At 63.8% G+C, this 26037-nt stretch carries 25 protein-coding genes; 8 read left to right on the top strand and 17 right to left on the bottom strand.

Going from position 1 to position 26037, the window contains the following annotated elements; translation table 11 throughout:
• The first annotated feature begins 96 nt into the window (after positions 1–96).
• Entirely contained in the window at positions 97–393 is a 297-nt protein-coding gene (locus LB538_RS03825) for a helix-turn-helix transcriptional regulator (protein WP_224527561.1), read from the top strand.
• Here LB538_RS03825 and LB538_RS03820 read toward each other — a convergent pair.
• From LB538_RS03820 to LB538_RS03810, 3 genes are all read right to left on the bottom strand, one after another.
• Positions 347–1603, bottom strand: coding sequence for a tyrosine-type recombinase/integrase (locus LB538_RS03820; RefSeq protein WP_224527559.1), 1257 nt, complete (start codon positions 1601–1603; stop codon positions 347–349). The two genes, LB538_RS03825 and LB538_RS03820, sit on opposite strands and share 47 nt — an antisense overlap.
• A 293-nt stretch (positions 1604–1896) precedes the next feature.
• On the bottom strand, positions 1897–3462 hold the full coding sequence (gene guaA / locus LB538_RS03815) for a glutamine-hydrolyzing GMP synthase (protein ID WP_224527557.1): 1566 nt from the start codon (positions 3460–3462) through the stop codon (positions 1897–1899).
• A 58-nt stretch (positions 3463–3520) separates the two neighbouring features.
• Positions 3521–4003 carry a MarR family winged helix-turn-helix transcriptional regulator gene (locus LB538_RS03810; RefSeq protein WP_224527555.1) on the bottom strand — a complete coding sequence of 161 codons (483 nt, stop codon included), beginning with the start codon at positions 4001–4003 and terminating at the stop codon, positions 3521–3523.
• Positions 4004–4090: 87 nt separating this feature from the next.
• On the opposite strand from LB538_RS03810, the gene LB538_RS03805 reads away from it, so the two are divergent.
• Positions 4091–4408: a hypothetical protein gene (locus LB538_RS03805; RefSeq protein ID WP_224527552.1), complete on the top strand. Its 318-nt coding sequence runs from the start codon at positions 4091–4093 to the stop codon at positions 4406–4408.
• A gap of 12 nt (positions 4409–4420) precedes the next feature.
• Here LB538_RS03805 and LB538_RS03800 read toward each other — a convergent pair whose 3' ends face one another.
• The 3 genes from LB538_RS03800 to LB538_RS03790 form a co-directional block, all read right to left on the bottom strand.
• The gene (locus LB538_RS03800; RefSeq protein ID WP_224527549.1) at positions 4421–5059 is read right to left on the bottom strand and encodes a 5'-methylthioadenosine/S-adenosylhomocysteine nucleosidase; all 639 of its coding nucleotides are present in this window, start codon (positions 5057–5059) and stop codon (positions 4421–4423) included.
• Between the two features lie 136 nt (positions 5060–5195).
• Positions 5196–5657, bottom strand: a complete 462-nt coding sequence (locus LB538_RS03795) for a PaaI family thioesterase (RefSeq protein ID WP_140635058.1) — start codon at positions 5655–5657, stop codon at positions 5196–5198.
• A gap of 94 nt (positions 5658–5751) precedes the next feature.
• Entirely contained in the window at positions 5752–7044 is a 1293-nt protein-coding gene (locus tag LB538_RS03790; RefSeq protein WP_224527547.1) for an RsmB/NOP family class I SAM-dependent RNA methyltransferase, read from the bottom strand.
• A 333-nt stretch (positions 7045–7377) separates the two neighbouring features.
• On the opposite strand from LB538_RS03790, the gene LB538_RS03785 reads away from it, so the two are divergent.
• A complete protein-coding gene (locus LB538_RS03785) occupies positions 7378–8055 on the top strand; it encodes an MIP family channel protein (protein WP_224527544.1) in 678 nt (225 codons plus the stop codon).
• Positions 8056–8120: 65 nt separating this feature from the next.
• On the opposite strand, the gene katG is transcribed toward LB538_RS03785, so the two are convergent.
• Positions 8121–10328, bottom strand: a complete 2208-nt coding sequence (katG, locus tag LB538_RS03780) for a catalase/peroxidase HPI (protein ID WP_224527541.1) — start codon at positions 10326–10328, stop codon at positions 8121–8123.
• 172 nt (positions 10329–10500) lie between these two features.
• Between katG and LB538_RS03775 the strand changes: the two genes are divergently transcribed.
• The gene (locus tag LB538_RS03775) at positions 10501–11409 is read left to right on the top strand and encodes a hydrogen peroxide-inducible genes activator (protein WP_224527539.1); all 909 of its coding nucleotides are present in this window, start codon (positions 10501–10503) and stop codon (positions 11407–11409) included.
• A 46-nt stretch (positions 11410–11455) separates the two neighbouring features.
• Here LB538_RS03775 and LB538_RS03770 read toward each other — a convergent pair whose 3' ends face one another.
• From LB538_RS03770 to hisS, 6 genes are all read right to left on the bottom strand, one after another.
• Positions 11456–12502: a calcium:proton antiporter gene (locus tag LB538_RS03770; protein ID WP_224527537.1), complete on the bottom strand. Its 1047-nt coding sequence runs from the start codon at positions 12500–12502 to the stop codon at positions 11456–11458.
• A 136-nt stretch (positions 12503–12638) separates the two neighbouring features.
• Positions 12639–13262 (bottom strand): poly-gamma-glutamate hydrolase family protein, encoded by a 624-nt coding sequence (locus LB538_RS03765; protein ID WP_224685803.1) that lies wholly within the window; start codon positions 13260–13262, stop codon positions 12639–12641.
• Positions 13263–13272: 10 nt separating this feature from the next.
• A complete protein-coding gene (locus tag LB538_RS03760; protein ID WP_224527533.1) occupies positions 13273–15033 on the bottom strand; it encodes an AMP-binding protein in 1761 nt (586 codons plus the stop codon).
• An 86-nt stretch (positions 15034–15119) separates the two neighbouring features.
• Positions 15120–15821, bottom strand: a complete 702-nt coding sequence (gene hisG / locus LB538_RS03755; RefSeq protein WP_224527531.1) for an ATP phosphoribosyltransferase — start codon at positions 15819–15821, stop codon at positions 15120–15122.
• Positions 15818–16936, bottom strand: coding sequence for an ATP phosphoribosyltransferase regulatory subunit (locus LB538_RS03750; RefSeq protein WP_224527528.1), 1119 nt, complete (start codon positions 16934–16936; stop codon positions 15818–15820). Before LB538_RS03750 ends, hisG begins: the two co-directional genes overlap by 4 nt.
• A gap of 174 nt (positions 16937–17110) precedes the next feature.
• Positions 17111–18652, bottom strand: coding sequence for a histidine--tRNA ligase (hisS, locus tag LB538_RS03745; protein ID WP_224527527.1), 1542 nt, complete (start codon positions 18650–18652; stop codon positions 17111–17113).
• 238 nt (positions 18653–18890) lie between these two features.
• Here hisS and LB538_RS03740 point away from each other — a divergent pair, with 238 nt between their 5' ends.
• Together LB538_RS03740 and LB538_RS03735 are read left to right on the top strand one after the other, a co-directional pair.
• Positions 18891–19127, top strand: a complete 237-nt coding sequence (locus LB538_RS03740) for a hypothetical protein (RefSeq protein WP_095769977.1) — start codon at positions 18891–18893, stop codon at positions 19125–19127.
• 27 nt (positions 19128–19154) lie between these two features.
• Positions 19155–19538 carry a hypothetical protein gene (locus tag LB538_RS03735; RefSeq protein ID WP_140839422.1) on the top strand — a complete coding sequence of 128 codons (384 nt, stop codon included), beginning with the start codon at positions 19155–19157 and terminating at the stop codon, positions 19536–19538.
• 206 nt (positions 19539–19744) lie between these two features.
• Here LB538_RS03735 and LB538_RS03730 read toward each other — a convergent pair whose 3' ends face one another.
• The gene (locus tag LB538_RS03730) at positions 19745–20383 is read right to left on the bottom strand and encodes a DNA-3-methyladenine glycosylase I (RefSeq protein ID WP_224527890.1); all 639 of its coding nucleotides are present in this window, start codon (positions 20381–20383) and stop codon (positions 19745–19747) included.
• A 211-nt stretch (positions 20384–20594) separates the two neighbouring features.
• On the opposite strand from LB538_RS03730, the gene LB538_RS03725 reads away from it, so the two are divergent.
• Both LB538_RS03725 and LB538_RS03720 read left to right on the top strand, forming a co-directional pair.
• The gene (locus tag LB538_RS03725) at positions 20595–21335 is read left to right on the top strand and encodes a L,D-transpeptidase (RefSeq protein ID WP_224527525.1); all 741 of its coding nucleotides are present in this window, start codon (positions 20595–20597) and stop codon (positions 21333–21335) included.
• Positions 21336–21693: 358 nt separating this feature from the next.
• A complete protein-coding gene (locus tag LB538_RS03720; RefSeq protein ID WP_224527522.1) occupies positions 21694–22614 on the top strand; it encodes a bifunctional 5,10-methylenetetrahydrofolate dehydrogenase/5,10-methenyltetrahydrofolate cyclohydrolase in 921 nt (306 codons plus the stop codon).
• A 150-nt stretch (positions 22615–22764) separates the two neighbouring features.
• On the opposite strand, the gene glcF is transcribed toward LB538_RS03720, so the two are convergent.
• The 3 genes from glcF to LB538_RS03705 all read right to left on the bottom strand — a co-directional run.
• A complete protein-coding gene (gene glcF, locus LB538_RS03715) occupies positions 22765–24090 on the bottom strand; it encodes a glycolate oxidase subunit GlcF (protein WP_224527520.1) in 1326 nt (441 codons plus the stop codon).
• 64 nt (positions 24091–24154) lie between these two features.
• Positions 24155–25360 carry an FAD-binding protein gene (locus tag LB538_RS03710; protein ID WP_224527518.1) on the bottom strand — a complete coding sequence of 402 codons (1206 nt, stop codon included), beginning with the start codon at positions 25358–25360 and terminating at the stop codon, positions 24155–24157.
• A gap of 214 nt (positions 25361–25574) precedes the next feature.
• The coding region (locus LB538_RS03705; RefSeq protein ID WP_263485637.1) for a DUF559 domain-containing protein at positions 25575–26037 on the bottom strand (463 nt) is incomplete at its 5' end.

Genomic DNA, 26037 nt, shown 5'->3' with positions numbered 1-26037 from the left:
CCGGTCTAACCCGCCCGTGATACGACGCACAGCCCGAAGCTCTTTTCCCATCGAACACGATCGTCTTCAGTTCAGTTCGTCACTGAGGAGTAGAAGATGGTCCGATCAAATGAAGAAGCACTCCGCCGTACGATTCGGAGGCATCAACTCCGAGAAATGGTGCCGCTTGCCGACAGCACCATTTATGAAATGGAACAGCGGGGCGAGTTTCCGCGACGCTTCGCTTTGACCCCTAGATGTGTGGTTTGGGATTTGAGCGAGATTCAAGCATGGCTCGCGGCGCGCCGTTCAAAACCAATTCCGCGCGCCCCCAAACCGGACCTGAAGCAGCGCCGAACCCGACCGGTCAGAGAGACGGATCGGGCCCCAAGATCGGCATCGAAGGAGGGATAAGCGTCGGGATCCACCTCTTTCCATCGACCCACGCGTCCACGGTATCCGACCATTCCTGCATCATGTGGCGGCGCTGCACTTCATACTCGGCCTTGTTGTAGACGCCTCGAGACGAACGTCCGTCCTCGTGCGCTAAGCACTTCTCGATCCAATCGCTGTTGAAGCCAAGTTCATTCAACAGCGTCGAGCCCGTTCGCCGCAAGTCATGCACTGTGAACGGCTCCAGAGGCAGCCCTTCAGCCTTCGCCCGCTCGACGACTGCGTAAGTGACCCGGTTAAAGGTGGCACGCGACATCGGGGCGTCCGCATCATACCGCGATGGAAGGAGGTACCTGGAATTTCCTGCACAGGTCTTCAGAGCAATCATGATGTCGAGCACTTGGCGTGACAGGTAGACGTTATGAGCCTTCGAACGCTTCATGCGTTCTTTCGGGATTGTCCAGACCGCATTCTCGAAGTCGACCTCATCCCAAACCGCGTCCTGCAACTCGCTCTTCCGCACCATCGTAAGCAGGTAGAGCCGCATGCCCAAACGTATCGTGGGAAGTGTGGCGATGTGCTCGAGCTGTTTCAGCATCACGCGAATTTCCGAGGGTGAAAGCGAGCGGTCTTTAGGTACGAACGTGGCAATCGATGCGGGCCCAACTTCATCGGCTGGGTTAGCCACCTTCTCTCCGTGCAGGATCGCGAAACTGTAAATCTGCTTCAGGATATCCCGTACATGGATGGCGGTCGCCGGCGCGCCGCGTTCAACGATGCTACCACAGTGGGCGCGTAAATCGTCCGGGGTGATCTCCGTCAGGAGGCGATTGCGCCAGACCGGAAGAAGCTCGCGATCGAAGATGGAACGGCGCATGGATCGGGTGCTGTCGGCCATTGGAGCGGCACTGAGCCATTTCTCGCCGAACTCCCCAAAACTCTTCGCCTCCTTTAGACGACGTTTCGCGCGCTGCTTCTCCATTGCCGGCGATCGTCCCTCCCTAACGGCGCGCTTCGCGTCGAGGCACTTCTCTCGGGCCAGAGCAAGCGAGATTCCGTCTCGTCCATATCTGCCCAAATAGACCGTCTCGCGGCGTCCGTTGAGCCTGTAGTCCAGTCGAAACGAGATTGCGCCACTGGGCATGATGCGAACATACATGCCGTCACGGTCCGCAATTTTGTACATTTTCTCTCTTGGTTTCAGAGCCTTAAGGGCGGCATCTGTCAGCATCCCACTGTCTCCTGAAAAAAGTACCGTCAGTACAATTTCGGGGCTGCGTGGCAGGAACTCTCCTTTATTTTCAATGCTTTACAAGCAAAAAAGTACCGTCACGAGCCTCGTCGGGACAGACGGTACTTTGGAAAATCCGAGCGAGCAATACGCCGAAGGGCCGTCAGGCGGTCCGCCGCTCCCAATCTCTGCGCACCGATTGTCCCCGATTGTCCGCGAACGGATTTATTTTTGTTTTCAGAATGTTACGTCGCAGATTGGCGTATTTTCGGCGACGTTTGAGTAGGTCTGAATCATTCCCACTCGATCGTCCCGGGCGGCTTCGACGTCACGTCATACACCACCCGGTTGATGCCTTTGACCTCGTTGATGATGCGGGTGGCGGCGGCGGCGAGGAAGTTCATGTCGTAGTGGTAGAAGTCCGCCGTCATGCCGTCGACCGAGGTGACGGCGCGCAGCGCGCAGACGAATTCATAGGTCCGGCCGTCGCCCATGACGCCCACGGTCTGCACCGGCAGCAGCACGGCGAAGGCCTGCCAAATGGCGTCATAGAGGCCGGCCTTGCGGATCTCGTCGAGATAGATGGCGTCGGCCTCGCGCAGGATCTCCAGTTTTTCGCGCGTGATGCCGCCCGGGCAACGGATGGCAAGGCCGGGGCCGGGGAAAGGATGGCGGCCGATGAAGCTTTCGGGGAGGCCGAGCTCCTTGCCGAGCGCCCTCACCTCATCCTTGAACAGTTCGCGCAGCGGCTCGACCAGCTTCATGTTCATGCGTTCGGGCAGGCCGCCGACATTGTGGTGCGACTTGATTGTCACCGACGGACCGCCGGAGAAGGAGACGCTTTCGATGACATCGGGATAAAGCGTGCCCTGGGCCAGGAAATCGGCGCCGCCGAGCTTCTTCGCCTCTTCCTCGAACACCTCGATGAACAAGCGGCCGATGGTCTTGCGCTTCTTTTCGGGGTCGGCCTCGCCTTCCAGCGCGGAGATGAAGCGGTCGGAGGCGTCGACCAGGATCAGCGGCAGGTTGTAGTGCTGGCGGAACATCTCCACGACGCCCTTGGCCTCGTCCTTGCGCATCAAACCGTGGTCGACGAGGATGCAGGTCAGCTGGTCGCCGATCGCTTCGTGGATCAAAAGTGCGGCGACCGAGGAGTCGACGCCGCCCGAGAGCGCGCAGATGACCTTGCCCTTGCCGACCTGCTTGCGGATCAATTCCACAGCGTGCTCGCGATAGGCGCGCATCGTCCAATCGCCCTCGATGCCGGCGATGTTGTGGACGAAGTTCCTGAGTAGCCTGGCGCCGTCCGGCGTGTGCACCACTTCCGGATGGAACATGATGCCGTACATCTTGCGCTCGATATCGCCGAAGATCGCGAAGGGCGAGCTTTCCGACTTTCCGAGCACCTTGAAGCCCGGCGGCAACTCGATGACCCGGTCGCCGTGACTCATCCACACCTGGTGGCGCTGGCCAGGCGCCCACAGGCCTTCGAACAGCGGGCTCTCCTTCTCGATCTCGACGAAGGCGCGGCCGAATTCGCGGTGGTTTGAGCTTTCGGCGACGCCGCCCATCTGCACGCAGAGCGCCATCTGGCCGTAGCAGATGCCGAGCACCGGCACGCCGGCGTCGAAGACGATCTGCGGCGCACGCGGGCTGCCGATATCGGTGGTCGAGGCCGGGCCGCCCGACAGGATCACCGCTTTCGGCTTGATGCGCTTGAAGGCCGATTCGGCCGATTGGAACGGCACGATCTCGGAAAAGACGCCGGCCTCGCGGATGCGGCGGGCAATGAGTTGCGTGAACTGGCTGCCGAAATCGACAATCAGAACGGTGTCGGGATGATTGGCTGTCGTCGTCATGGCGAGCCTTTAGAGAAAGAAACGAGTCGGCGCAATGGGTTGTGCGCGGTCGCGCCGTTCACTTCGATGCTGGTGCTTCTCCCGATGCATCGCCCTGCCCGGCATCAAGTGAGCGCAAGGCGTCCATCAGCGCCGCAAACCGCTGCTCGCCGATGCGATCGATATAGCTGCGTTCGATCTGAAGCTTGATGCGATCGCCGTCGCGCAAGGCATCCAGGCCTTTGCGCGTATAGCGCACGAGCTTGCCGCGCCCGTCCCGTGGATCGGGCAATCGCTCCAGCACGCCTTCCGCCTCCAGCCCGTCGAGCAATTGCTGAACCGCTTGCTTGGAGGTCGCCGCGCGCTCGATCAATGCCGACTGGCGCGTGCCGTTGCGCGGGATGTGTCCAAGCAGCCCGGCGCGCGCTTCGCTGAACCAAGCGTGGCCGGCGGCCCGCATGGCAGCGGCGAATTCCGCCTGCCAGGCACGGCTCGCCTGCCACAGCCGCCAACCGACGTGATTGGGCAACCCGTCAGTTTTTTCGTCAAGCTCCTTGACCATTTAGTTCGAACTCCGTATAGTCAAGATACTTGACGATATTCTTGGCGTCGAGGCCATTCGAGAAACGCAAACCCGCGGACAGGAACAATGACGATACTGAACAGGGACACGTTGGCCATTATCATGGTCGGAACCACGCATGTCATCGACATGGGCGGCAAGAACGCCTTCATCCACTATGAAACCGACGATCGGGCGCACATGCTCCTGCCGGATGGCACGCGCTTTCACGGGACCTGGACGCTGCTTGACGACGGCTACAAGGTCGAATGGAAAAACGGCCCCGCCGGCGCGTGGAAACTCGATCATACAGCGGGGGCAATCGACTATATCGATGCGACAGGCGCCTCCCGTGGACGCATTTCACGCATCGATTTCGGCGATCCGCAACGCCTTGCTGCCTGATCCAACCGGCAGTCAGCCACCAAGCAGGCCGCCGCCGATCGCCTGTTCCAGCAGGGCGACGGCCGCGGCGAGCTTCTCGTCGATGACGTGCAGATATTCCGTCCAGTCGTTGACGTGCCTGAGATCGGCCGCGCCGTCGGAAATGCCGCGGAGCCCAATCAGCGGCAAACCGAACAGCTGGCAGGCACGCAGGCAGGCAAAGGTCTCCATGTCGACCATGTCGGCATCGATGGCGTCATATGCAACGCCGGAGACGATCGCGCCGCCGGTCGAGAGCGTGGCGGTCTTGATGCCTGGAATGACGAAGGGCAGCGGCACCGACACCGGCAGTTCGAGGAAAGGCGTCGCGCCCTTCTCGAAGCCGAGCGGCGAAGCATCCATGTCGCGATAGCTCACCGACACGGCCTGGTAGATCTCGGTCTGCTCCAGCCTGCGGCTGCCGGCCGAGCCCAGCGAGACGACCAGGTCCGGAAGCGCGCCTTCAGCCTTCAACGCCGCGAGCTCGGCGCCCAGCCTGACCCCGGCCTCGACCGGACCGACCCCGGTCATCAGCGGCGTGAACAGGTTTTTCAGGTGTGGGCCGTATTCGGCCTCAGCCGCCATGACGAAGAGAACGGATTTTTGCGACAGGCGTGACACTTCGACAGTCATGAAGCTTTACCCCTATTTGCTACGACGACGCGAAAGGGACACCGTGCTCTCGCCGCCTGCCCTTCACTATGGCTCCGGGCGTTCGTCGCTCGAAAAGCCCATTTGGGGGCTTTTCGACCGCTGCGCGGACCGCTCCTCACCCCTCTATCCCGTCGCGGCCGACCACCGTCATCATCGTGCCGGTCATGGTGGCGATCAGCTTGGCCTCGCCGTCGGCGGCGAAGGCGTAGGCCTGGCCGTCGGCGACGATGATGGTGCGACCGGGTTTGGTCACGGAGCCGCGGAACAGGAACCGCTCGCCCCTGCCCGGCGCGAGCAGGTTCACCTTGAACTCGATGGTCAGCACGCCCGAATTCTCCGGCATCAGCGAAAAGGCTGCGTAACCGCAGGCGGAGTCCAACGCGGTGGAGATGACGCCGGCATGCAGGAAACCGTGCTGCTGGGTCAGCGAGGCGGAATACGGCATCTCGATCTCGATGATGCCAGGCGTCACCAGCGTCAGCTCGGCGCCGATTGTCGCCATCGCCTCCTGGCGGGCAAAGGACGCCCTGACGCGTTCCTCGAAATCCGGAGCGGGTACGATCTTGGCTGCCGCCATGGCGCTTTGCCTCACATTGCTGGCGAAGTTTATTGCAGAGCCAGGCAAGACAGGCAATCTTTTATGCTGCAGCGCAACAAAAGCCCGGCTGGCTTCAAGAGGCAGTCCTGCGCAAGGCGTGGAGATAGAACCCGTCGGTGCCGCTGAGCGCCGGCGACAGCGAGATACCGCCGGCATCGGCAATACGCGCGGCCCCTTCATGGCCCGGGAAGCGGCTGTCCCATAGTTGGCGGTGATCGACCGGCGCGAAGCCTTCATGGCGCGCGCGGAACGCGGCGACCTGCTCGCCGTTCTCGGCCTCGAACACCGAACAGGTGATGTAGACCAGCAGGCCGCCCGGCTTGACGAAGACTTGCGCGGTGTCGAGGATCGCCTGCTGCTCTGCCTTGCGGGCATCGAGCTGCCTTTCCGTCAGTCGCCATTTGGCGTCGGGCCGGCGCCGCCAGGTGCCGCTGCCGGTGCAGGGCGCGTCGATTAGCACGACATCCATATGCCCAGTGAGCGGTGCAAGCTCCGTCGGCTTGCTGACGACCTGGACGTTGCGATTGTGCGAGCGGCGGATGCGCTCGAAGATCGGTGCCAGCCGCACCTTCTCCGCGTCATGGGCGAAGAGCTGGCCCCGATTGTCCATCTCGGCCGACAGCGCCAGCGTCTTGCCGCCGGCGCCGGCGCAATAATCGAGCACCTGCATGCCGGGCGCGGCGCCGGCAAGCGCGGCGGCAAGCTGCGAACCCTCGTCCTGCACTTCGAACCAGCCTTTCTGGAAGGCAGGCTCGGCCTGGACGTTCGGATGCCGGCCGTCGCCGTCGATCGGCGGGATGCGGATGCCATGCGGCGCGATCGCCGTAGGCGCGGCACCGGTGCCCTGGAGCTCGGCCAGCACCTTGGCGCGATCGGCCTGGAGCGTGTTGACCCTCAGGTCCAGCGGCGGGCGCTGCGCCAGGGCGGCGCCTTCCTTGACCCAGGCGTCGCCATAGGCTTGCTCGAGCAGCGGCGCGCACCAGTCCGGGATATCGGCCCGCACAGCATCGGGGGCCTCGCCAAGCCTGCGCTCGGCAGCCGCTTTCAACTCGGACGCGCTGAGCAGCGGCGGCGCGAATTTGTCGCCGTCGAGCGCGTCGTTGAGCGACTGCGCCGTCTGGCCCCATTCCAACAGAAGCGCGCCGAAGCCGATAGCGCGCGGCGTGTCTTCGCCGAACAGCCAGCCGGCCGAGCGTTTGCGGCGCAGCGCATCATAAACGATGTTGCCGATCGCGGCGCGGTCGCCGCCGCCGGCGAAACGATGCGACAGGCCCCAATCGCGCAGGGCGTCGGCCACCGGCCGGTGACGCCGGCCGATGTCTTCAAGAACCTCTATGGCCGCCGCCAGCCTTCCGCCCAGTCGCATCCCGTTTTCCGTAGCTGTTACAAATCGGTTCCAGCCCGCTCATAAAGCCTTTCCGGCCAGGATTGAAACAGTTCCGTTCGGTTTGCCGATGAAATGGCGTTTCAAGACCGGCCCATTTGGCCGAACGATTTTTCCGTTGGTGGGAGCCCGAGTCAGGAAACAAGAACAATCGATCAGAACATGAAAGACTTCTAATGTTTTTGATTGACGCCTGCAAGAAAGCAAACCGGCTTAACCTCCAAGCTTTTCAAGTGTTTCCGGCAGGAATACTCTTCCGGTAGTGATTCGCGACGCAGGAAACGCGGTTTCGACGGATCCTATGAGGAGAGGGCAATGAAGACTTATCTGGCAGAAGTTCTCGGCACGTTTTTGTTGGTGTTCATCGGCACCGCCTCCGTGGTCACGGGCGGCTTCGGCGGCGCGCTGCCGCTCGGACAGGAAGGCATCGGCCTGGCGTTCGGCATCGGCCTGATCGCCGCGGCCTATGCGATCGGCCCGATCTCGGGCGCGCATCTCAATCCGGCGGTGACGCTCGGCGTGTTCCTGGCGGGGCGGATGCCGGCCAAGGATGTCGTCCCCTACTGGATCGCGCAGATCATTGGCGCCATCATCGCCTCGCTGGCGCTGTGGATCATCGTTTCCGGCCAGGTCGGCGGCCACATCGGCGGCTTCGGCGCCAATGGCTGGGACGAAACGAAATGGGGCATGAGCTCAGCCTTCCTGTGGGAGCTGATCGGCACCTTCACCTTCGTCACCGTGATCCTCGGCGTCACCAACGCCAAGCACACCACCGCCTTTGCCGGCCTGGCCATCGGACTGACGCTGGCGGGCATCCACTTCGCCATGATCCCGGTGACCGGCACCTCGGTCAATCCGGCGCGCTCGATCGGCCCGGCGCTGTTTTCGGGCGGCGCTGCGCTCAGCCAGCTCTGGCTGTTCATCGTCGCGCCGCTGGTCGGCGGCGCGATTGCCGGCGTCGTCGCCAAGGCCGGCGTCTTCGAAAAAGACTGACCGCAGTTCGATAAAGTAAAAGGCGCGGGCATGACCCGCGCCTTTTTTGCTTGGGAGGTACGACCTTATCTCGCGATGTCGAAGCGGTCGGCGTTCATCACCTTCGTCCACGCCTTGACGAAATCCTTGACGAACTTGGCCTTGGCGTCGGCCGAGGCGTAGACTTCGGAGAGCGCACGCAGCTGCGCGTGCGAGCCGAAGATCAGGTCGGCGCGGGTGCCGGTCCACTTGACCTCCTTGGTCTTGCGGTCGCGCGCTTCGTAAACCTCGTCCGAGCCCGGCTCTGACCCGGCCGCCGGATCCCAAACGGTCGCCATCGAGAGCAGGTTGACGAAGAAGTCGTTGGTGAGCTGGCCAGGCCTGTCGGTGAAGACGCCATGCTTCGAACCGCCGGTATTGGCACCGAGCACGCGCAAGCCGCCGACAAGTACCGTCATCTCCGGCGCGGTCAGCGTCAGCAACTGGGCGCGGTCGACCAGCATCGCTTCGCCCGACATCGGCAACCTGCCGCGGGCATAGTTGCGGAAGCCGTCTACCTTCGGCTCCAGCGCGGCGAAGGAGGCGACGTCCGTCTGCTCCTGCGAAGCGTCCATGCGGCCCGGCGTGAAGGGTACTTTCACCTCGGTGCCGCCGTCCTTCGCCGCCTTCTCGACCGCGGCGACGCCGCCAAGCACGATGAGATCGGCGAGCGAGACCTTCTTGCCGCCGACCTGCGCGGTGTTGAACTCCTTCTGGATGGCTTCCAGCTTGGTCAGCACCTTGGCGAGCTGAGCCGGCTCGTTGACATCCCAGTCCTTCTGCGGCGCCAGACGGATGCGGGCGCCATTGGCGCCGCCGCGCTTGTCCGAGCCGCGGAAGGTCGAGGCCGAGGCCCAGGCGGTCGAGACCAGCTCGGAGACCGACAGGCCGGAGGCCAGGATCTTCGCCTTGAGCGAAGCGATGTCGGCCTCGCTCACCAGCTCGTGGTCGATGGCCGGGATCGGATCCTGCCAGATCAGCTCTTCCTTCGGCACGAGCGGACCGAGATAGCGCACCACCGGGCCCATGTCGCGGTGGGTAAGTTTGAACCAGGCGCGGGCGAAGGCGTCGGCAAACTGGTCCGGGTTCTGGTGGAAGCGGCGCGAGATCTTCTCATAGGCCGGATCGAAACGCAGCGCGAGGTCGGTGGTGAGCATGGCCGGCGCGTGACGCTTGGAGGGATTGTGCGCGTCCGGAACGGTGCCGGCGCCAGCGCCGCCTTTCGGCGTCCACTGATGGGCGCCGGCCGGGCTCTTCGTCAGCTCCCATTCATAATTGAAGAGGTTGTCGAAGAAATTGTTGCTCCATTTGGTCGGCGTCGTCGTCCAGGTGACCTCGAGGCCCGAGGTGATGGCGTCGCCGGCAATGCCGGAGGCATATTTGCTCGACCAGCCGAGGCCCTGCGCTTCGATGCCGGCGCCTTCCGGCTCGGCGCCCACCAGCGAGGCATCACCCGCGCCATGCGTCTTGCCGAAGCTGTGGCCGCCGGCGATCAGCGCCACGGTCTCTTCGTCGTTCATCGCCATGCGGCCGAAAGTCTCGCGGATGTCGCGCGCGGCCGCAACCGGATCCGGCTTGCCGTTCGGGCCTTCCGGGTTGACGTAGATGAGGCCCATCTGCACGGCGCCGAGATGGCCGCGAAGCTCACGGTCGCCCGAATAGCGCTCGTCGCCGAGCCACTTGGTTTCGGAGCCCCAGTCCACGTCCTGCTCCGGCTCCCACACATCGGCGCGGCCGCCGGCGAAGCCGAAGGTCTTGAAGCCCATCGATTCCAGCGCGACGTTGCCGGTGAGGATCAGAAGGTCGGCCCAGGAAATCTTGCGGCCGTATTTCTGCTTGACCGGCCACAGCAGCCGGCGCGCCTTGTCGAGATTGGCGTTGTCCGGCCAGCTGTTCAGCGGCGCGAAACGCTGCTGACCCGCACCGGCGCCGCCGCGGCCGTCGCCGATGCGATAGGTGCCGGCGCTGTGCCAGGCCATGCGGATGAAGAGCGGGCCGTAATGGCCGAAGTCCGCTGGCCACCAGTCCTGCGAATCCGTCATGACCTTGTGCAGGTCTGCGATCACCGCATCAAGGTCGAGGCTTGCGAACTCCTTGGCGTAGTCGAAATCTTCATCCATCGGGTCCGAGAGGTTCGACTGCTGGTGGAGAACGGAAAGGTCGAGCTGGTTCGGCCACCAGTCGCGGTTGGTCCGTGCGGATCCATGTGCCACCGGGCATTTGCCAGCGCTGTTGTCGTCGGTTTTCGCGTCCATCTTAGTCTCCCGATTCTGCCGAGGTTTTGCCGTGGTTGAATTTTGCCGAGGTTGATTTTCCCGAATTTTCGGGGGCAGCCACTGGCCGCGCCAACCTGGAACGATTCCAGACTAGGCCGGCCTGCCGATAAAGACAAATTGCCTTTCCTGTTTCGTTTGATAGGATTTTCTTATGATTGGCCTCACCATCCGGCAAATGCAGTATTTCGACGCGCTGGCGCAGACGCTGCATTTCGGCCGCGCGGCGAAGCTTGCCGGCGTCAGCCAGCCGGCCCTTTCCGCGCAGATCGCCGAGATGGAAGACCGGCTGAACTGTCTGTTGTTCGAACGCGGCGGCAAGACGGTGCGCATGACCGACGAGGCGCTTGCCCTGCAGCCGCGTATCGAGCGCATTCTGGCGGATATACGTGACGTCGAGACGACTGCCCGGCGCGGCCGCCCGACCATGGAAGGACGCTTCCGGCTGGGCATCATCCCGACGGTCGCGCCCTATCTCCTGCCGCATGTGCTGCCGGAGCTGAAAAAGCACTACCCTGCCCTGCAGCTCGAACTGCGCGAGGCGGTGACCGCGTCGCTGGTCGAGGACGCGACGTCCGGCCGGCTCGACGCCTTCATCGCGGCCTTGCCGCTCGATCAGCCGGCGATCGTAACCGAAGCGCTTTTTCCCGACCGCTTCTTCCTCGCCGTTCCCGCCGGCGATCCGGCCTTCGCCTCGCCGCCGGTGCCGCCCGAGAGCCCGGCGCTGGAGCGGCTGATGCTTCTGGAGGAAGGCCACTGCCTGCGCGAGCAGGCTCTTGCCGTCTGCGGCAATGTACGGCCGGTGGCGATGGCAAGCTACGGCGCGACCAGCCTGACGACGCTCTTGCAGATGGTGGCACATGGGCTGGGCGTCACGCTGGTGCCGGAAATGGCGGCAAGTGCTGCCGGCGTCATGCCGGATCTAAGGATCGTGCCGTTCCAGGAGCCGATGCCGCAGCGCATGATCTGCATGGCCTGGCGCAAGAACAAGGTGCGCCAGGACGAGTGCGTGGAACTGGCGCGGATCATACGTGGGCTGGATCGGGCAGTGCTGGGGGTGTGAAGCGCGCTTCGACGCATCTCCATCCCTGCGCCCGCCGGCCGGCACTTCACGGCACAAAGATCAGAAACACATAGGTAAAAAACACCACGACATGCACCATGCCGGTCAGGAACGTCGTTCGTTCGGTGCTGAAGCTCACGCTGCATATGAAAAGCGCCAGCACCAGAAGCACGGCATCGGACGCCGGAAGCCCCAAGGTCAGGCCCCTGCCCGTCAGCAGGCTGGCCGCCGCGACCGCCGGTATCGTCAAACCGATCGTGGCGCAGGCCGAGCCCATCGCGACGTTCAGGCTGCGCTGCAGCTCATTCTTGAAGGAAGCGCGGATCGCCGAGATCGCCTCCGGCATCAAAACCAGTGCCGCAATCATTGCCCCTACGATGCTGTCGGCCTGGGTCACCTTATAGGCGGCGAGCGCATCCTCCACGCTCGCGGCGACCTGCTCGGCGAGCAGGACAATGCCGACGAGCCCGCTCAGCAGCAGGAGCGCGCTGACGGAGATGCTTCCGTGGGTTGCAGTTCGCGTCGGAGCGTCGTGCGCCTGCCCCTGGACGAAGTCCTCCCGGTGTCGGACGGTTTGGGCGAATACGAAGCTCGCATAGAGCAGCACCGAAAGGACGCTGACAAAACCAAGCTGAGCCGCCGAAAACGTGCCGGGATCCGTGGCTTGGGTGTAGGTCGGAAGAATAAGCGTCATCACGGTCAGCGCGATCAGAACCGACAGGTATGCGCTGGTTCCTTGCCGCAGGATCGCCTGCTTGCGGTAGCGCCAGCCGCCAAGCGTGAGACAGATGCCGACGACGCCGGTGGAGGTGATCATCACCGTCGAGAAAACGGACTCGCGCGCCAGCGTCGGGTTGTTTTCTCCATGCAGCATCATGGAGACGATGATCGACACTTCGATTGCCGTCACCGCAAATGTCAGCACCAAAGTTCCATAGGGCTCGCCCACGCGCGAGGCGACTGCCTCGGCGTGGTCGAGCACGACGAAAATGGTGGTGAACATGATGGCGCTCGACAGCACCCCAATGAGGATCCTGGTATTCAGCGACCCTTCGTCGACCGAAAGGCCGCTGGCCCTGACCGCGAAAGCCATTGCCAGCGCCACCAACGGCATCGTGTAGGACGTCACCGATCGCGCATAACCAGACATCAAAGCCCCCGAATGCCAGGCGTTTACGCGAGCTTAGCGGAAAAGCGCCTGGGGAGCATCACGGGCATCGTTGCAGCATTCAAAACATGACCGGGGACCGGGCGCCGTTTATGGCGTCGAATGTCTCGATGGCCTTGCGAACCGCCCCACAGAATTTTTCCAGAAGCTCCGGCTCGTTGCCCAGTCGGCGGCGCAGCGAGAAGGGCACTTCCAGCTGCGCTCCCTTCCCCGTCAGCCCGCGGTTGACGATGTTCGAATCCTGGATACCGGGAAAGGGATGATTGTCTCTTTTTGTCTGGAAACCGGCCCCCTGCAGACGCCCGGCTATCTCTGAAACCAACGCGGCGTCCTTGCCGCCCAGATAGACTGTCGAAAAATCGTCGCGATCCTGACGGCCGTGGATGGCGACGACAGTGGACTTCGTCCGCAACAGTTCGAGCGCGGTTGCCTCGTCAAAGTTCCTGGACGTTATGTGCAGCTCCCGGTTGCTTTCCGGCATGAGCCCTTCAAAGCAATACATATCGAGATCGGCCCCTGCTATCGTCTCGGTGGTCAGGGAGGTGCGAGGCTCGATCTTACCGCCATGCGGGGCCATGACGATGGCACTTCCGGTTCGCGCGCCCCGCCGGACGACGATGCGATAATCCACGTTTTCAATTTTGGCGGCTCTCAGCGCCGCGAAATTTGGAAACTCGTTGTCCATAGATGCCGTTTCACGCCGTCTTCTGCGCCACCAGCCCGAGCTCCTCCACCATCGCCTCGCGCATCAGGAACTTCTGCGGCTTGCCGGTCACCGTCATCGGCAGCTCGGCGCGGAAGCGGATGTAGCGCGGCACCTTGTAATGCGCGATCTGGCCGGCGCAGAAGGCCTTGATCTCCTCGGCGGTGGCGATCTGGTCGGGCTTCAGCACGATCCAGGCGCAGAGCTCCTCGCCATATTTGTCGTCCGGGATGCCGAAGACCTGCACTTCCTTGATCTTGGGATGGCGATAGAGGAATTCCTCGACCTCGCGCGGATAGACGTTCTCGCCGCCGCGGATGACCATGTCCTTGACCCGGCCGACGATGTTGCAATAGCCCTCGGCGTCGATCGTGGCGAGGTCGCCGGTATGCATCCAGCCGTCGGCGTCGATCGCCTCGCGGGTCTTTTCGGCGTCGTTCCAATAGCCCTTCATCACCGAATAGCCGCGCGTGCAGAGCTCGCCCGGCTCGCCGACCGCGACGGTGCCACCGTCGGCGCCGATCGCCTTGACCTCGACATGCGGGTGGATGCGGCCGACGGTGGAGACGCGCTTTTCCAGCGGATCGTCGACGCTGCTCTGGAAGGAGACCGGGCTGGTCTCGGTCATGCCGTAGGCGATGGTCACCTCAGACATATGCATCAGGGACACCACCTTCTTCATCACCTCGATCGGGCAAGGCGAGCCGGCCATGATGCCGGTGCGCAGGCTGGAGAGATCGAAGCTGGAGAAATCCGCATGGTCGAGCATGGCGACGAACATGGTCGGCACGCCGTATAGCCCAGTGCAGCGCTCCTGCGCCACCGCCTTCAGCGTTGCGCCGGCGTCAAAACCTTCGCCCGGGAAGACCATGGTCGCGCCTTTCGACACGCAGCCCATCGTGCCCATCGACATGCCGAAGCAGTGATAGAGCGGCACCGGAATGCAGAGCCGGTCTTCGGTGGTGAGTTTTATGGCCGAGGTGACGAAATTGCCGTTGTTGACGATGTTGGAATGCGTCAGCGTCGCGCCTTTCGGCGCGCCGGTCGTGCCTGAGGTGAACTGGATGTTGATGGCCTCGCCGGGCTTCAGCCCTTCGGAGATGCGGTCGAGGCTGTCATGCTCGTCACGACCGGCCATGGCCAGAACATCGCCGAAATTGAACATGCCGGGTGAATTGTCGTCGCCCATGCGGATGACGATCCTGAGCGCCGGCAGTTTTTTCGCCTTGAGCTTGCCAGGCTCGGCCCTGGCTAATTCAGGCGCCAATGTCTCGATCATGCCGAGATAGTCGGAGGTCTTGAACTGCGCGGCGGTGACCAATGCCTTGCAGCTGACTTTGTTCAATGCGTATTCGAGCTCGGTCAGCCGGTAGGCCGGGTTGATGTTAACCAGAATCAGGCCGATGCGGGCGGTGGCGAACTGCGTCACCAGCCATTCCCAGCGGTTCGGCGACCAGATGCCGACGCGGTCGCCTTTTTCGAGGCCGAGCGCCAGGAAACCGGCAGCCAAAGCGTCGACCGCGTCCGACAGCTCGCTCCAGGTGAAACGCTTGTCCTGGCCGACGAAGACGGCGGCGTCGAGCGTCGCGTATCTGCTCACCGTATCGGAAAACAATTCCGGAATGGTCTTGTCGAGCAGCGGCACCGACCGGTCGCCCGACACATGCGCCTTGTCGCCAACCGGGGCAACGAAGCTGTTGCGCGTCTTGCGCAGATTGGTGGCGTTCATGAGCTCGTCGAGTTTGATCGCCATCGCCGTTCTCCTCCCGGGATAAGCCAGCCTATCAGCCGATGGGGACGGTGGAAATCCGTCAATGGTCCCCCTCTGCTTGAGGGCGCTCAGGGAGGAGGCAGGACGCTCATCTTCGCGGCGATGTCGCGCAGGATCGCTTCGTCGGCCGCATCGCGCTGCTTCTTCGAAGCAACGAGACAAGCCTGCGACTTCAGGATCACACCGTCGCCCAGCACCTTGAGGTGGTTGGCGCGAAGCGTTGAGCCGGTGGTGGTGATGTCGACGATGACGTCGGCCAGCCCCGCGGCCGGCGCGCCTTCGGTGGCGCCGAGGCTTTCGACGATGCGGTAGACCTGGATGCCATGCTTGAGCGAAAAGAACTGCTGCGTCAGCCGCCAGTACTTGGTGGCGATCCTGAGCCTCCGGCCATGGCGCTGGCGGAAATCGGCGGCAACATCATCGAGGTCGGCCATGCTGTCGACGTCCAGCCAGATGTCGGGCACCGCCACCACGACATCGGCATGGCCGAAGCCGAGGCGGGCGACGATCTCCGCGCACGCTTCCCAGTCGGCGAGGTTCTCGCGCAAAAGGTCCTCGCCGGTGATGCCGAGATCGACCGCGCCCTGGCCGATCTCGCCGGCGATCTCGGACGCGGACAGGAAAGCCACCTCGACATTGTCGAGACCGTCGATGCGGGCGCGGTACTTGCGGTCGTCTTCAGGCAGGCTCACGGCCAGGCCGGCCTTGGCCAGCACTTCGAGCGACTGCTCCTTGAGACGGCCCTTCGACGGGATCGCCAGCGTGATCATTTGGCATTCTCCCGCAAGGCTTCGATGCGATCGAGCCAAACCGAGAAGCCGACCCCTGGAATCGGCTTTTTTGCTCCCAGCAGCGTCAGCAGCCGGTCGTAGCGACCGCCGCCGGCCAGCGGCCGATCGCCATCCTGGACCGCGATCTCGAAGACGAGGCCGGTGTAGTAGTCGAGTGGACGGCCGAAGGCGGCGTCATAGCGGATTTCTGCCGCCGACAGCCCATGCGCCTCGATCGCTTTGGCGCGAGCGGCGAAATTCGCCAGCGCCGGTCCCAGCGACAGGCCCGCATCGGCGGCGAATTTTTCCAGCGCCGCGGTCGCGTCGCTGAGCGCGACGTCGATCTCGAGAAAGCCCTTCAACGCCGAGAAGGCCTCGTCGGACAGCCGCACGCTGCGCAGTTGCGCTTTCTCGATCAGCCGGCGCGCAATGTCGGCAGGCGCGCGGCCGGATGACGCCGACAGCCCGGCTTCCTCCATGCCGTCGGCAATATGCGCGGCAAGGCCTTCCGCATCGCCGTCGAGCACCAGCAGCGCGACCGGACCGGAAAGCTGACTGTTGCGCGGCGGATTGGCGAGATCGGCAAGGGCGGCCTCCAGCATCGGCGCCGAGCCGAAGGCGCGGGCAAGGCGCATGCGCCAGCCGCGCGGCAGGCCGAGCGCCGCCAGCACGGCCTCAAACAAGGTCTGGTCACCAAGCGTGACGGCGAGCTTCCAGCCAGGCAGCACCAGCGACAGCAGCGCATGCGCGTCGGCCAGCGAGCGGGCATCGGCGGCGGCCGTGTCGCGGTCGCCGAGATCCTCGATGCCGGCCTGGAAGAACTCGTTGCCGCCGTCGCGGCGCTGGCGGAACACTTCGCCGAGATAAGAATAGCGGCGCGGCGTGCCGGCCTGGCTGGAGATGTGATCGAGGCAGACCGGAATGGTGAATTCGGGCCGCAGGCACAGCGTCTTGCCGGTCTCGCTCTCGGTGAGAAAGATGCGGCGGCGCAGATCCTCGCCGGCCATGTCGAGGAACGGGTCGGCAGGCTGCAGCACGGCGACTTCCACGGCGTGGGTGTCGCGGGTGGCGAAAAGTGCGACGATGTCGGCGGCGATGGCGGGACGGGTGGTCATGCGGCGCCCCTTCCTCTTCTCCCCTTGTGGGAGAAGGTGGATCGGCGCGCAGCGCCGAGACGGATGAGGGGTGTTGGAAGGAATGAGACGCCGGCGTTCCCTGGAACACCCCTCATCCGACCGAGCTTCGCTCGGCCACCTTCTCCCACAAGGGGAGAAGGGGAGGTCGGCGCCCTATCGGCCACGTGCGCGCTCCTCAGCCTGCGCCGCCAGGATCTTCTTCACCTCGCCAACCAGCTCGCTCTCCGCCACCGTCACCTGCGCCGGCCTTGCCGCGCGCCATTCGGCATTGTCGGCGATCTCGGCCGACAGGCGCGCGCCTTCGATCAGGTCCTTGATCTGCACCTCGCCTTTGGCGCGCTCGTCGCCGCCCTGGATGATAGCGACCGGGCTGCCGCGACGGTCGGCATATTTCAGCTGCGCCTTCATGCCGGCGCCGCCGAGATACATTTCGGAGCGGATGCCGGCGGCGCGCAGCTCGGCAATCATCTTCTGGTAGCGGCCGAGGCTTTCGGTGTCCTTGTCCATGACCAGCACCACGACCGGCGCGATGACATCGGAGGCGTCGAGCTTGCCGAGGTTCTTCAGCGCCGTCATTAGCCGCGAAACGCCGATGGAGAAGCCGGTCGCCGGCACCGGCTCGCCGCGGAAGCGCGAGACCAGCCCGTCATAGCGCCCGCCCCCGCCGACCGAGCCGAAGCGCACGATTTGGCCTTCGTCATTGGGGATCTCGGCCAGCAACTCGGCCTCGAAGACCGGGCCGGTGTAGTATTCGAGCCCGCGCACGACGGAGGGGTCGATCAATATCTTAGTTTCGTCGTAACCAGCGGCTGCACAGAGCATTTGTATCTGATCAAGCTCTTCGCAACCTTGCATCACCAGAGGAGTCTGCTCGAAGCCGCGACGCAGATTGTCGACAGTAAGGCCGTTAGCAACCCCGCTGCTGCCCGATCCCTGAGCCTTCCAACCAGTGATGTTTAACAACTGCGATATCTGACTGTCGGAAAGACCTGCGCCTTTGGTGAAATCTCCCTCGCCTTCCTTGCCGCCGTCCCAGCGGCCCTTTCCAAGCAAAAGTTGAATGTCTTCGAGTGCGAACTTGTCCAGCTTATCGATCGCCCGCAGCACCGTCAGCCGGCGGCCGGCATTTTCCTCGCCGCCAAGGCCAATTGCTTCCAGCACGCCGTCCAACACCTTGCGGTTGTTGACGCGAATGACGTAGTCGCCGCGCTTGATGCCGAGCGCTTCCATCACGTCAGCCATCATCATCGCCATCTCGGCATCGGCGGCGACACCCGGCGTACCGATGGTGTCGGCGTCGAACTGCATGAACTGGCGGAAGCGGCCGGGACCAGGCTTCTCGTTGCGGAACACCCAGCCGGAGCGGTAGCTGCGATAGGGTTTTGGCAGCTTGTCAAAATTCTCGGCGACGAAGCGGGCCGTCGGGGCGGTCAGGTCGTAACGCAGCGACAGCCACTGGTCGTCGTCATCCTGGAAGGAAAAGACGCCTTCGTTCGGCCGATCCTGGTCGGGCAGGAATTTTCCCAAAGCATCGGTGTATTCGATCATCGGCTGGTCGGCCGGCTCGAAACCGTAGAGCTCGTAGACCGAGCGGATGGTCGCCATCATCTTCTCGACGGCACGAATATCCTCGGCGCTGCGGTCGGCAAAACCGCGCGGTAGCCGCGCTTTCGTCTTTTCGGATTTGTCGGCCATGGGATGAGTACTCGGTGTTTCGTGGCACGCCTTAGATAGGAAATTTCCTATTTCCAAGGCGCGCGTGTCCTAACCGATGCTGCTAGGTGCGGCAAGGGTGGGCTCTTTCCTTCTCCCTTGTGGGAAGGAAAGAGCTGAAACGAACCACGCGAAAAACGAAACAATTCCGCCGTCGGCGCGGCATGCTACCGACACAATCGGCGACCATAAAGCGCGTCGAAACAAGGGGTCCGGGGCCATGACGACGGCTAACGACATTATCGAGAGCGGCACATCGGCCAGACTGCGCCCTGCCGGTGGCTTTATGCTCAAGCCGGCCCAGCAGCCGGCCGGGCCGTTCGAGGTCGCGGCCGAGGCGCGCAAGCCGACCGTGCGCGACGCGCTGGTGACTGGCCTGCTGGTGATCTATCCGGCCTTCGCGGCGGTGGCGGCGATCATTGCCGGACTGTTCCTGGCCGGCGCCGGCAGCGTCTGACTTTCACTCAACGATCGGGGGATCATCATGCATCTGCAATTCGCGTACGCGCTTGCCGGCGCGCTTTTCTGTAGCATGCCCGTTGCCGCCAACGCCTGCCAGGCGGGTGATGCCCGTCTTGCCGGCCATTATTACCTGAACGGCGTCATGGAGGTCGGTTCAGAACTGCTGTTGAAGAAAGACGGCAGCTTTGAATTCGCGCTCGCCTATGGCGCCAACGACCAGTACGGCAAGGGCTGCTGGGTGCGGAAGGGCTCGACTGTCGAGGTCATCCCGGCAGGCCGCAGCTCCGCCTCCACGCATCATACGCCCGACGACAGCGGCTTCAGCGGACTGGTGCTGACGGTGTCCGGCTCCAGTCTGGTCTGGGACATCAACGGCAGCGGCCATAAGGGCAGGTTCGAGAAGTAGCGCGCCTCTTTTCCTTCTCCCCCTGTGGGAGAAGGTGGATCGGCGCGTTAGCGCCGAGACGGATGAGGGGTGCTCCAACGAAGTGAGACGCTGGCAATCTTGCCGTCTCTTCCGGCGGAGTGAGACGCTGGCATTCCCTGGAACACCCCTCATCCGGCCGCTTCGCGGCCACCTTCTCCCGCAAGGGGAGAAGGAAGAAAGCACCCCTACTTCGGCCGCTTCAGCTTCTTGCGCTCTTTCTCCACCTCTGCCCGGCAGTAGCAGCCTTCGAGATGGTCGTTGACCAGGCCCATTGCCTGCATGAAAGCATAGACCGTGGTCGGGCCGACAAAGCTCCAGCCGCGCTTCTTCAATTCCTTGGATATCCTGACCGACACCGCCGTCGTCGGGTTAGCGCGCAGATGCGCCAGGTCGACGATTTCGGGCCGCTCGCCCGGACCCGGCTCGAACTTCCAGAACCAGGCGGCAAGCGAGCCGAACTCGTCGACCATCTCGCGGGCGCGTTTGGCGTTGTTGATGGTCGAAACGATCTTGCCGCGGTGGCGGATGATGCCGGCATTGCCGAGCAGGCGCTCGACATCCGCGTCTGTGAACGCCGCCACCTTTTCGAAGTCGAAACCGGCGAAGGCCTCGCGGAAATTCTCGCGCTTGCGCAGGATGGTCAGCCACGACAGGCCCGATTGGAAGCCTTCGAGGCAGATCTTTTCGAACAGCCGGCGATCATCCGTCACTGGCCGGCCCCATTCGTGATCGTGGTAGTGGAGATAGTCCGGCAAATTGCCGTGCCAGAAACAGCGCGCCTTGCCGTCGGGCCCGTCGAGAATGCCGGCATTTTCAATCGCCATCGTCAGCAAATCCATTCGTTAACGCGCCTCAGCGCAGCTTTTACCGTGGCTTTACCAGATTCCTGAACCGGCCGGTAACCACACCAAAAGGTTTACTGACAAAGCGGCATTTTACGCATTCCGATTCATGTTTTGCTTGCCGCTCCGCGCCAAGGATCGCGAAACCGCGGGCTCCCTACGCCCCGGATGAGTTCGATCAAGGTGCGTTCCGATGAAGACAGCGTTTTGTTCCCTGCTCGGCGCGGTGGCCATTCTTGCCGCCGGCGCCACGACTTCCCTTGCCAATGACCGCTATGCCGACGTGCCGCCGGTGATGGTGAGCCCCGACCTTTCGGCGCCCTGGGTGCTGCAGCTCGGCCATGCGCCGGGCATCGTGCGCCCAACCCGGCAGGCGGTACAGCAGCCGCTGCAGCGCCTTTTCCAGGCGCAGCCCGACCGGCAGAAGACGGCGGCCGTGCAGCAGCCGGCCAAGCGCGTGGTGATGCGGCCGCAGATCAATCCGGTCTACCTGCCTCAGGAAGTCGCCTATGACGGGCCGGCGAAGCCCGGCACCATCGTCATCGATACGCACCAGAACTTCCTCTTCCTGATCGAGAAGAACGGCAAGGCGCGGCGCTACGGCGTTGGCACCGGCAAGCCCGGCTTCGAATGGTCGGGCACCCACAAGATCACCGACAAGAAGGTCTGGCCGGACTGGCGGCCGCCCGCGGAGATGATCAAGCGCGAGGCGGCCAAGGGCCGTTACCTGCCGACCTATCTTGCCGGCGGCATCGAGAACCCGCTCGGCGCGCGCGCGCTCTATCTCGGCACCACCGAATACCGCATCCACGGCACCAACCAGCCCTGGACGATCGGCGGCGCGGTGTCTTCCGGCTGCATCCGCATGCGCAACGAAGATGTCGTCGACCTTTACGAGCGCGTGAATGTCGGAACGACGGTCGAGGTGATATAATCGCAGCGAATCAGCTGGTTAGACGGCGCAGCACCTTTTGTCTGATGCTGTTGCAGCCAAGTCATAGTGCCATCCTGCGGGATGTGCTTTAACCAGCGAAGGGGTTTACGGGGGACGGGCCGTGTGGGGATACGGCCAGTCGCGAAAAGGCAGCGCAGGGAAACCGCGCTGCCTTTTTCGTTTTTTGTTTTTTTCCATGCATGAGGTGGCAAGTCGCCCCGAAAGTAGGGCACTTCGTTTCCGGGGCTGATTTCCCGGCGCTCCTCTGCTATTGCAGTGCACAAATCTTGATAGTCACGCAATTCCGGACGGCAGTGCGCCTTTTCTTGAATTGCCTCAGAAGGCAGAGGTGCCAGCCATGACCCGGACCGACGACAGCCGCTACCTGAAAGGCGGCCCGGTCGCCCAGCGCATCATCGCTTCGGTGCGCGACGACGCAGCGATCGCCACGGCCGAAGGTTTCCCGCCGAAGCTTGTCTCGATCACCGTCGGCGATACCGCAGCGGTCGATGTCTATGTGCGCAACCAGCGCGCCAAGGCAGCCCTTGCCGGCATCTCCTTCGAGGAGCGGCGCTTTTCCGCCGACATCACCGCCGGCGAGCTGGAAGCGGCGATCCACGGCCTCAATGCCGACCCGCGCGTCACCGGCATCATCATCCAACGGCCGGTGCCGGCGCATATCCCGATCAAGACGCTGCAGGCGGCGGTGCATCCGCTGAAGGACGTCGAAGGCATGCATCCGGCCTCGATCGGCAACATCGTCTACAACCAGCTCGACCTGGCGCCCTGCACGGCGGCGGCCTCGGTCGAATTGCTGAAGGAGACAGGCCTCGAGCTCAAGGGGTTGGAAGTTGTCGTCGTCGGCCATTCGGAGATCGTCGGCAAGCCGATCGCCTTCCTGTTGATGAGCGAGGGCGCGACGGTGACGGTGTGCCATCACATGACGCGATCGCTGGCGGCGCATGCGCGGCGCGCCGATGCGCTGTTCGTCGCGGTCGGCAAGCCGCGGCTGATCAAGGCCGACATGGTGAAGCCGGGCGCTGCCGTCATCGACATCGGCATCAATTCCGAGGTCGGGCCCGACGGCGAAACCCGCATCGTCGGCGACGTCGACACCGACAGCGTCAAGGAAGTGGCGTCCTGGATCACGCCGGTGCCCGGCGGCGTCGGTCCGCTCACGGTCGCGATCCTGCTGCGCAACACCATGGTGGCGCTCAACCGCCAGCGCGCGCTTTATCGCGCGACCTATGGGGTAGCGGATCAGCTCGCGGCGGAATAGGCCGACACCCCCCTCACCCAGCGTCCACTTCGCTCGGCCGACCTCTCCCCATGGGGAGAGGAGACTGTCAGCGGCGGCGCCAACTTCTTATCCCCACCGGGGAGAAGGTGGCCGCGAAGCGGCCGGATGAGGGGGCGCCGGCGACGAGGATCACTCTGCGGCCGCAAGTACTCGCTCAGAAACACCCTCAGGCTTCGGGCCGCCATAAGCCCAGTCGAGTAGCTTGATCGTATGCACGACCGGCAGCTTCGCCGCGGACGCGATCTGCGTGATGCAGCCGATGTTGCCGGTGGCGACGACTGAAGCGCCCGTCGCTTCGATGTTTTTGACCTTGCGGTCGCGCAATCTAGCCGAAATGTCGGGCTGCAGGATGTTGTAGGTGCCGGCCGAGCCGCAGCACAGATGCCCCTCGCGCGGCTCGCGCACAACGAAGCCGGCCTTGGCCAGCAGCTCCTTCGGCTGGCGCGTGATCTTCTGGCCATGCTGCATCGAGCAGGCGGAGTGATACGCGACGACCGTGCCCGGCCTGCGCGCCGGCTCGGGAAGGTCGAGCGCGGCGAGGTATTCGGTGATGTCTTTGGCCAATGCCGAGACGCGCGCCGCCTTTTCGGCATAGGCGGGATCGAGGCGGAGCATGAAGCCATAATCCTTGATCGTCGTGCCGCAGCCGGACGCGGTGATGATAATAGCGTCGAGCCCGCCCTGCTCAATGGCGCGCATCCAGGCGTCGACATTCTGTCTGGCCGAGGCAAGGGCCTGATGCTCGCGGCCCATGTGATGGACGAGCGCGCCGCAGCAGCCCTCGCCCTGCGGCACCACGACCTCGACGCCGAGCCTGGTCAGCAAAGAGATGGTCGCCTCGTTGATCGCCGGATCGAGCACGGACTGCGCGCAGCCGGTGAGGATCGCGACGCGGCCGCGCCTTGTGCCTTTCCCGGCATGCGTGGCCGGCTTCGCCGTCGGCGATGCCGGCGGGATCGCCGATGGCGCGAGCTTCAGCATGGCCGCCACCGGCCTCAGCGCCGGCAGTTTCTCGAACAGGCCGATGAACGGCCGGCCGAACCCGGCGAGCTTCAGCGCGGCGCGGAAGCGGTTCGGGTAAGGCAGCACGAAGGCTAGCATGGCGCGCGTCAGCCGGTCGAGCAGCGGGCGCTTGTAGGTTTCCTGGATATGAGCGCGGGCATGGTCGACCAGATGCATGTAGTTCACGCCCGAGGGGCAGGTCGTCATGCAGGCAAGGCAAGACAGGCAGCGGTCGATATGGGTGACGATCTCCTTGTCGGCCGGCCGGCCGTTCTCCAGCATGTCCTTGATGAGGTAGATGCGGCCGCGCGGCGAATCGAGCTCGTTGCCCAACGTCACATAGGTCGGGCAGGTGGCGGTGCAGAAGCCGCAATGCACGCATTTGCGCAGGATCTTTTCCGATTCCGCGACATGCGGGTCGGCAAGCTGCGCGGCGGAGAAATTGGTCTGCATATCGCCGTCTCTGTTAGACGCAATTCCGAACGGAAAACCGTTTCACACTTTTCCTGGAATTGCTTTAGGCCATGCGGCCGGGGTTGAGAATCTGCTTCGGGTCGAACTCGGCCTTGAGCCGCGCCGAAAGCGCGGCCAGATGCGGCGGCTGCGGCTCGAACACCGGCAGCGCCGCGCGATGCGGTGCGGATGCGCGCACCAGCGTCGCGTGGCCGCCGCCGTATTTGCGGATCAGTCCGCGCAATAGATCGGCCTCCGGATCGTCCTCGCGCATCGACAGCCACACCAGGCCGCCCTGCCAGTCGTAGAAGGCGTCGGCCGCCGCCTGCATGCGCAGTGCCATCACCATATGATGCGCCTCGGACGGCGCCATCGAGACGCGCCAGACCGTCCGGGCGCCGCCATCGGCGAAAGGCCGGCAATCGCGGATGTCGCGCCAGATCGTCTTCGAGGCCTCGCCGGCGATCTCTTCCAGCGGCCCGGCCTTGCTAAGCAGCTTTCGCAGTGCCTCGATGCGATAGACGACCGAAGGCCCGAATCCCTCGACGCGCAGCAGCGTGGCGGCATCGCTGCCGTGCTTGCCGCCGGCGACCTTCGCGGCGATGCGCTCCGGCAGGTGCGCGGCGCTCGACACCTCGGCGCTGGAGCCGAGCGCCAGCGCCATTGCGGCCACGGCGGCATCGTCGAGCAGGCCGCGTATGGCCAAGGTCACTTCCGTTTCCGCGGCTGGCAGGACCTTGAAGGTGACGTCGGTCAAGACGGCGAGCGTGCCCCAGCTGTTGGCCATCAGCTTGGAGAGATCGTAGCCGGTGACGTTCTTGACCACGCGGCCGCCCGACTTGAAAGCCTCGCCACGGCCGGAGACGGCGGCGACGCCAAGGATGTGGTCGCGCGCGGCGCCCGCCTTGAGGCGACGCGGGCCGGAGAGGTTCGAAGCCAGCACGCCACCGATCGTGCCCTTGCCTGGTTCACCGCCGAGCAACGGGCCATAGTCCATCGGCTCAAACGCGAATTGCTGGCCGTTCTCGGCAAGCAATTTTTCGATCTCGGCGAGCGGCGTGCCGGCCCTGGCCGAGAGCACGAGCTCGGCCGGTTCGTAGAGGGTTACGCCGATGAGGTGCGACAAGTCGAGTGTGTGTTCGGTCTGTAATGGGCGGCCGATGCCGCGCTTCGAGCCATGGCCGAGGATTTCGAGCGGCGTTTCCTCGGCGGCTGCCCATTGGATGGTGGAGAGGGTTTCGGCGGAAGAAGATGGGGTGAAGGTGGTCACGAGGGGGCGCCTTTCCTCGCCCCAGCGAGGCCAGGGCAATCGCATATGGCAGCGCTGCCCCCTCTCCGTCCGCTACGCGGACACCTCTCTCCCATTTCATGGGGGCGAGGAAACACCGACCGCCGACGTTGCGACCTTGGAAAGCTTGGGTTCCTCGCCCCCGCAACGCGGGGGAGAGGTGGCTCGGGCGCAGCCCGAGACGGAGAGGGGGCCATCATAGAGCGCTATCTCCCGTCTTCCTGGCTGCGAAAACAAACCTGAGGTCGGCAGCAACTACGTCTTCGGCAAGCCGTCCTTCCAACGCCGCAAAGATCGTCTCGCAAACGCTCCTCTTGTTCTTCAAGACATCGAAGCTCCAAAACCGCAAAACCGAGAAGCCCTCGCCCCGCATGAATTCATCCCGCCGCCTGTCGTACGAACTGTCCGCGTGCTGGCTGCCATCCAGTTCCACAATCAGCTTTTCGCTCCTGCACGCAAAATCCGCGAAATACGGACCGATGGGCATCTGGCGAACGAATTTGTATCCGCCTAGCCTTCTTGCCTTCAGTTCGTTCCAGAGGATCGCTTCCGCATGGTTGTCGCCGCTACGAAGCGCGCGGGCGCGGGCAATTTTCTCGGGCGAGCGGCGGCTTGGCTGATAGGCCGCCCCCCTCTCCGGCTCGGGCTTCGCCCGAGCC

The sequence above is a fragment of the Mesorhizobium sp. Ca11 genome, assembly GCF_020165275.1.
Taxonomy (GTDB): domain Bacteria; phylum Pseudomonadota; class Alphaproteobacteria; order Rhizobiales; family Rhizobiaceae; genus Mesorhizobium.
Note: the sequence above shows the minus strand (reverse complement) of the source record. Positions and strands in the feature narration are given on the sequence as shown.

Excerpts from the sequence above, each read along its gene's own strand:
- LB538_RS03725 (WP_224527525.1), top strand. The coding sequence starts at position 20,595 with ATGAAGACAGCGTTTTGTTCCCTGCTCGGCGCGGTGGCCATTCTTGCC.
- LB538_RS03720 (WP_224527522.1), top strand. The coding sequence starts at position 21,694 with ATGACCCGGACCGACGACAGCCGCTACCTGAAAGGCGGCCCGGTCGCC.
- LB538_RS03735 (WP_140839422.1), top strand. The coding sequence starts at position 19,155 with ATGCATCTGCAATTCGCGTACGCGCTTGCCGGCGCGCTTTTCTGTAGC.
- LB538_RS03730 (WP_224527890.1), bottom strand. The coding sequence starts at position 20,383 with ATGGCGATTGAAAATGCCGGCATTCTCGACGGGCCCGACGGCAAGGCG.
- LB538_RS03800 (WP_224527549.1), bottom strand. The coding sequence starts at position 5,059 with ATGACTGTCGAAGTGTCACGCCTGTCGCAAAAATCCGTTCTCTTCGTC.
- LB538_RS03760 (WP_224527533.1), bottom strand. The coding sequence starts at position 15,033 with ATGGCGATCAAACTCGACGAGCTCATGAACGCCACCAATCTGCGCAAG.
- hisS (WP_224527527.1), bottom strand. The coding sequence starts at position 18,652 with ATGGCCGACAAATCCGAAAAGACGAAAGCGCGGCTACCGCGCGGTTTT.
- LB538_RS03785 (WP_224527544.1), top strand. The coding sequence starts at position 7,378 with ATGAAGACTTATCTGGCAGAAGTTCTCGGCACGTTTTTGTTGGTGTTC.
- guaA (WP_224527557.1), bottom strand. The coding sequence starts at position 3,462 with ATGACGACGACAGCCAATCATCCCGACACCGTTCTGATTGTCGATTTC.
- LB538_RS03765 (WP_224685803.1), bottom strand. The coding sequence starts at position 13,262 with ATGGACAACGAGTTTCCAAATTTCGCGGCGCTGAGAGCCGCCAAAATT.
- LB538_RS03825 (WP_224527561.1), top strand. The coding sequence starts at position 97 with ATGGTCCGATCAAATGAAGAAGCACTCCGCCGTACGATTCGGAGGCAT.
- LB538_RS03790 (WP_224527547.1), bottom strand. The coding sequence starts at position 7,044 with ATGCGACTGGGCGGAAGGCTGGCGGCGGCCATAGAGGTTCTTGAAGAC.
- hisG (WP_224527531.1), bottom strand. The coding sequence starts at position 15,821 with ATGATCACGCTGGCGATCCCGTCGAAGGGCCGTCTCAAGGAGCAGTCG.
- katG (WP_224527541.1), bottom strand. The coding sequence starts at position 10,328 with ATGGACGCGAAAACCGACGACAACAGCGCTGGCAAATGCCCGGTGGCA.
- LB538_RS03820 (WP_224527559.1), bottom strand. The coding sequence starts at position 1,603 with ATGCTGACAGATGCCGCCCTTAAGGCTCTGAAACCAAGAGAGAAAATG.
- LB538_RS03795 (WP_140635058.1), bottom strand. The coding sequence starts at position 5,657 with ATGGCGGCAGCCAAGATCGTACCCGCTCCGGATTTCGAGGAACGCGTC.
- LB538_RS03750 (WP_224527528.1), bottom strand. The coding sequence starts at position 16,936 with ATGACCACCCGTCCCGCCATCGCCGCCGACATCGTCGCACTTTTCGCC.
- LB538_RS03740 (WP_095769977.1), top strand. The coding sequence starts at position 18,891 with ATGACGACGGCTAACGACATTATCGAGAGCGGCACATCGGCCAGACTG.
- LB538_RS03770 (WP_224527537.1), bottom strand. The coding sequence starts at position 12,502 with ATGGCTTTCGCGGTCAGGGCCAGCGGCCTTTCGGTCGACGAAGGGTCG.
- LB538_RS03775 (WP_224527539.1), top strand. The coding sequence starts at position 10,501 with ATGATTGGCCTCACCATCCGGCAAATGCAGTATTTCGACGCGCTGGCG.
- LB538_RS03810 (WP_224527555.1), bottom strand. The coding sequence starts at position 4,003 with ATGGTCAAGGAGCTTGACGAAAAAACTGACGGGTTGCCCAATCACGTC.
- LB538_RS03805 (WP_224527552.1), top strand. The coding sequence starts at position 4,091 with ATGACGATACTGAACAGGGACACGTTGGCCATTATCATGGTCGGAACC.
- glcF (WP_224527520.1), bottom strand. The coding sequence starts at position 24,090 with ATGCAGACCAATTTCTCCGCCGCGCAGCTTGCCGACCCGCATGTCGCG.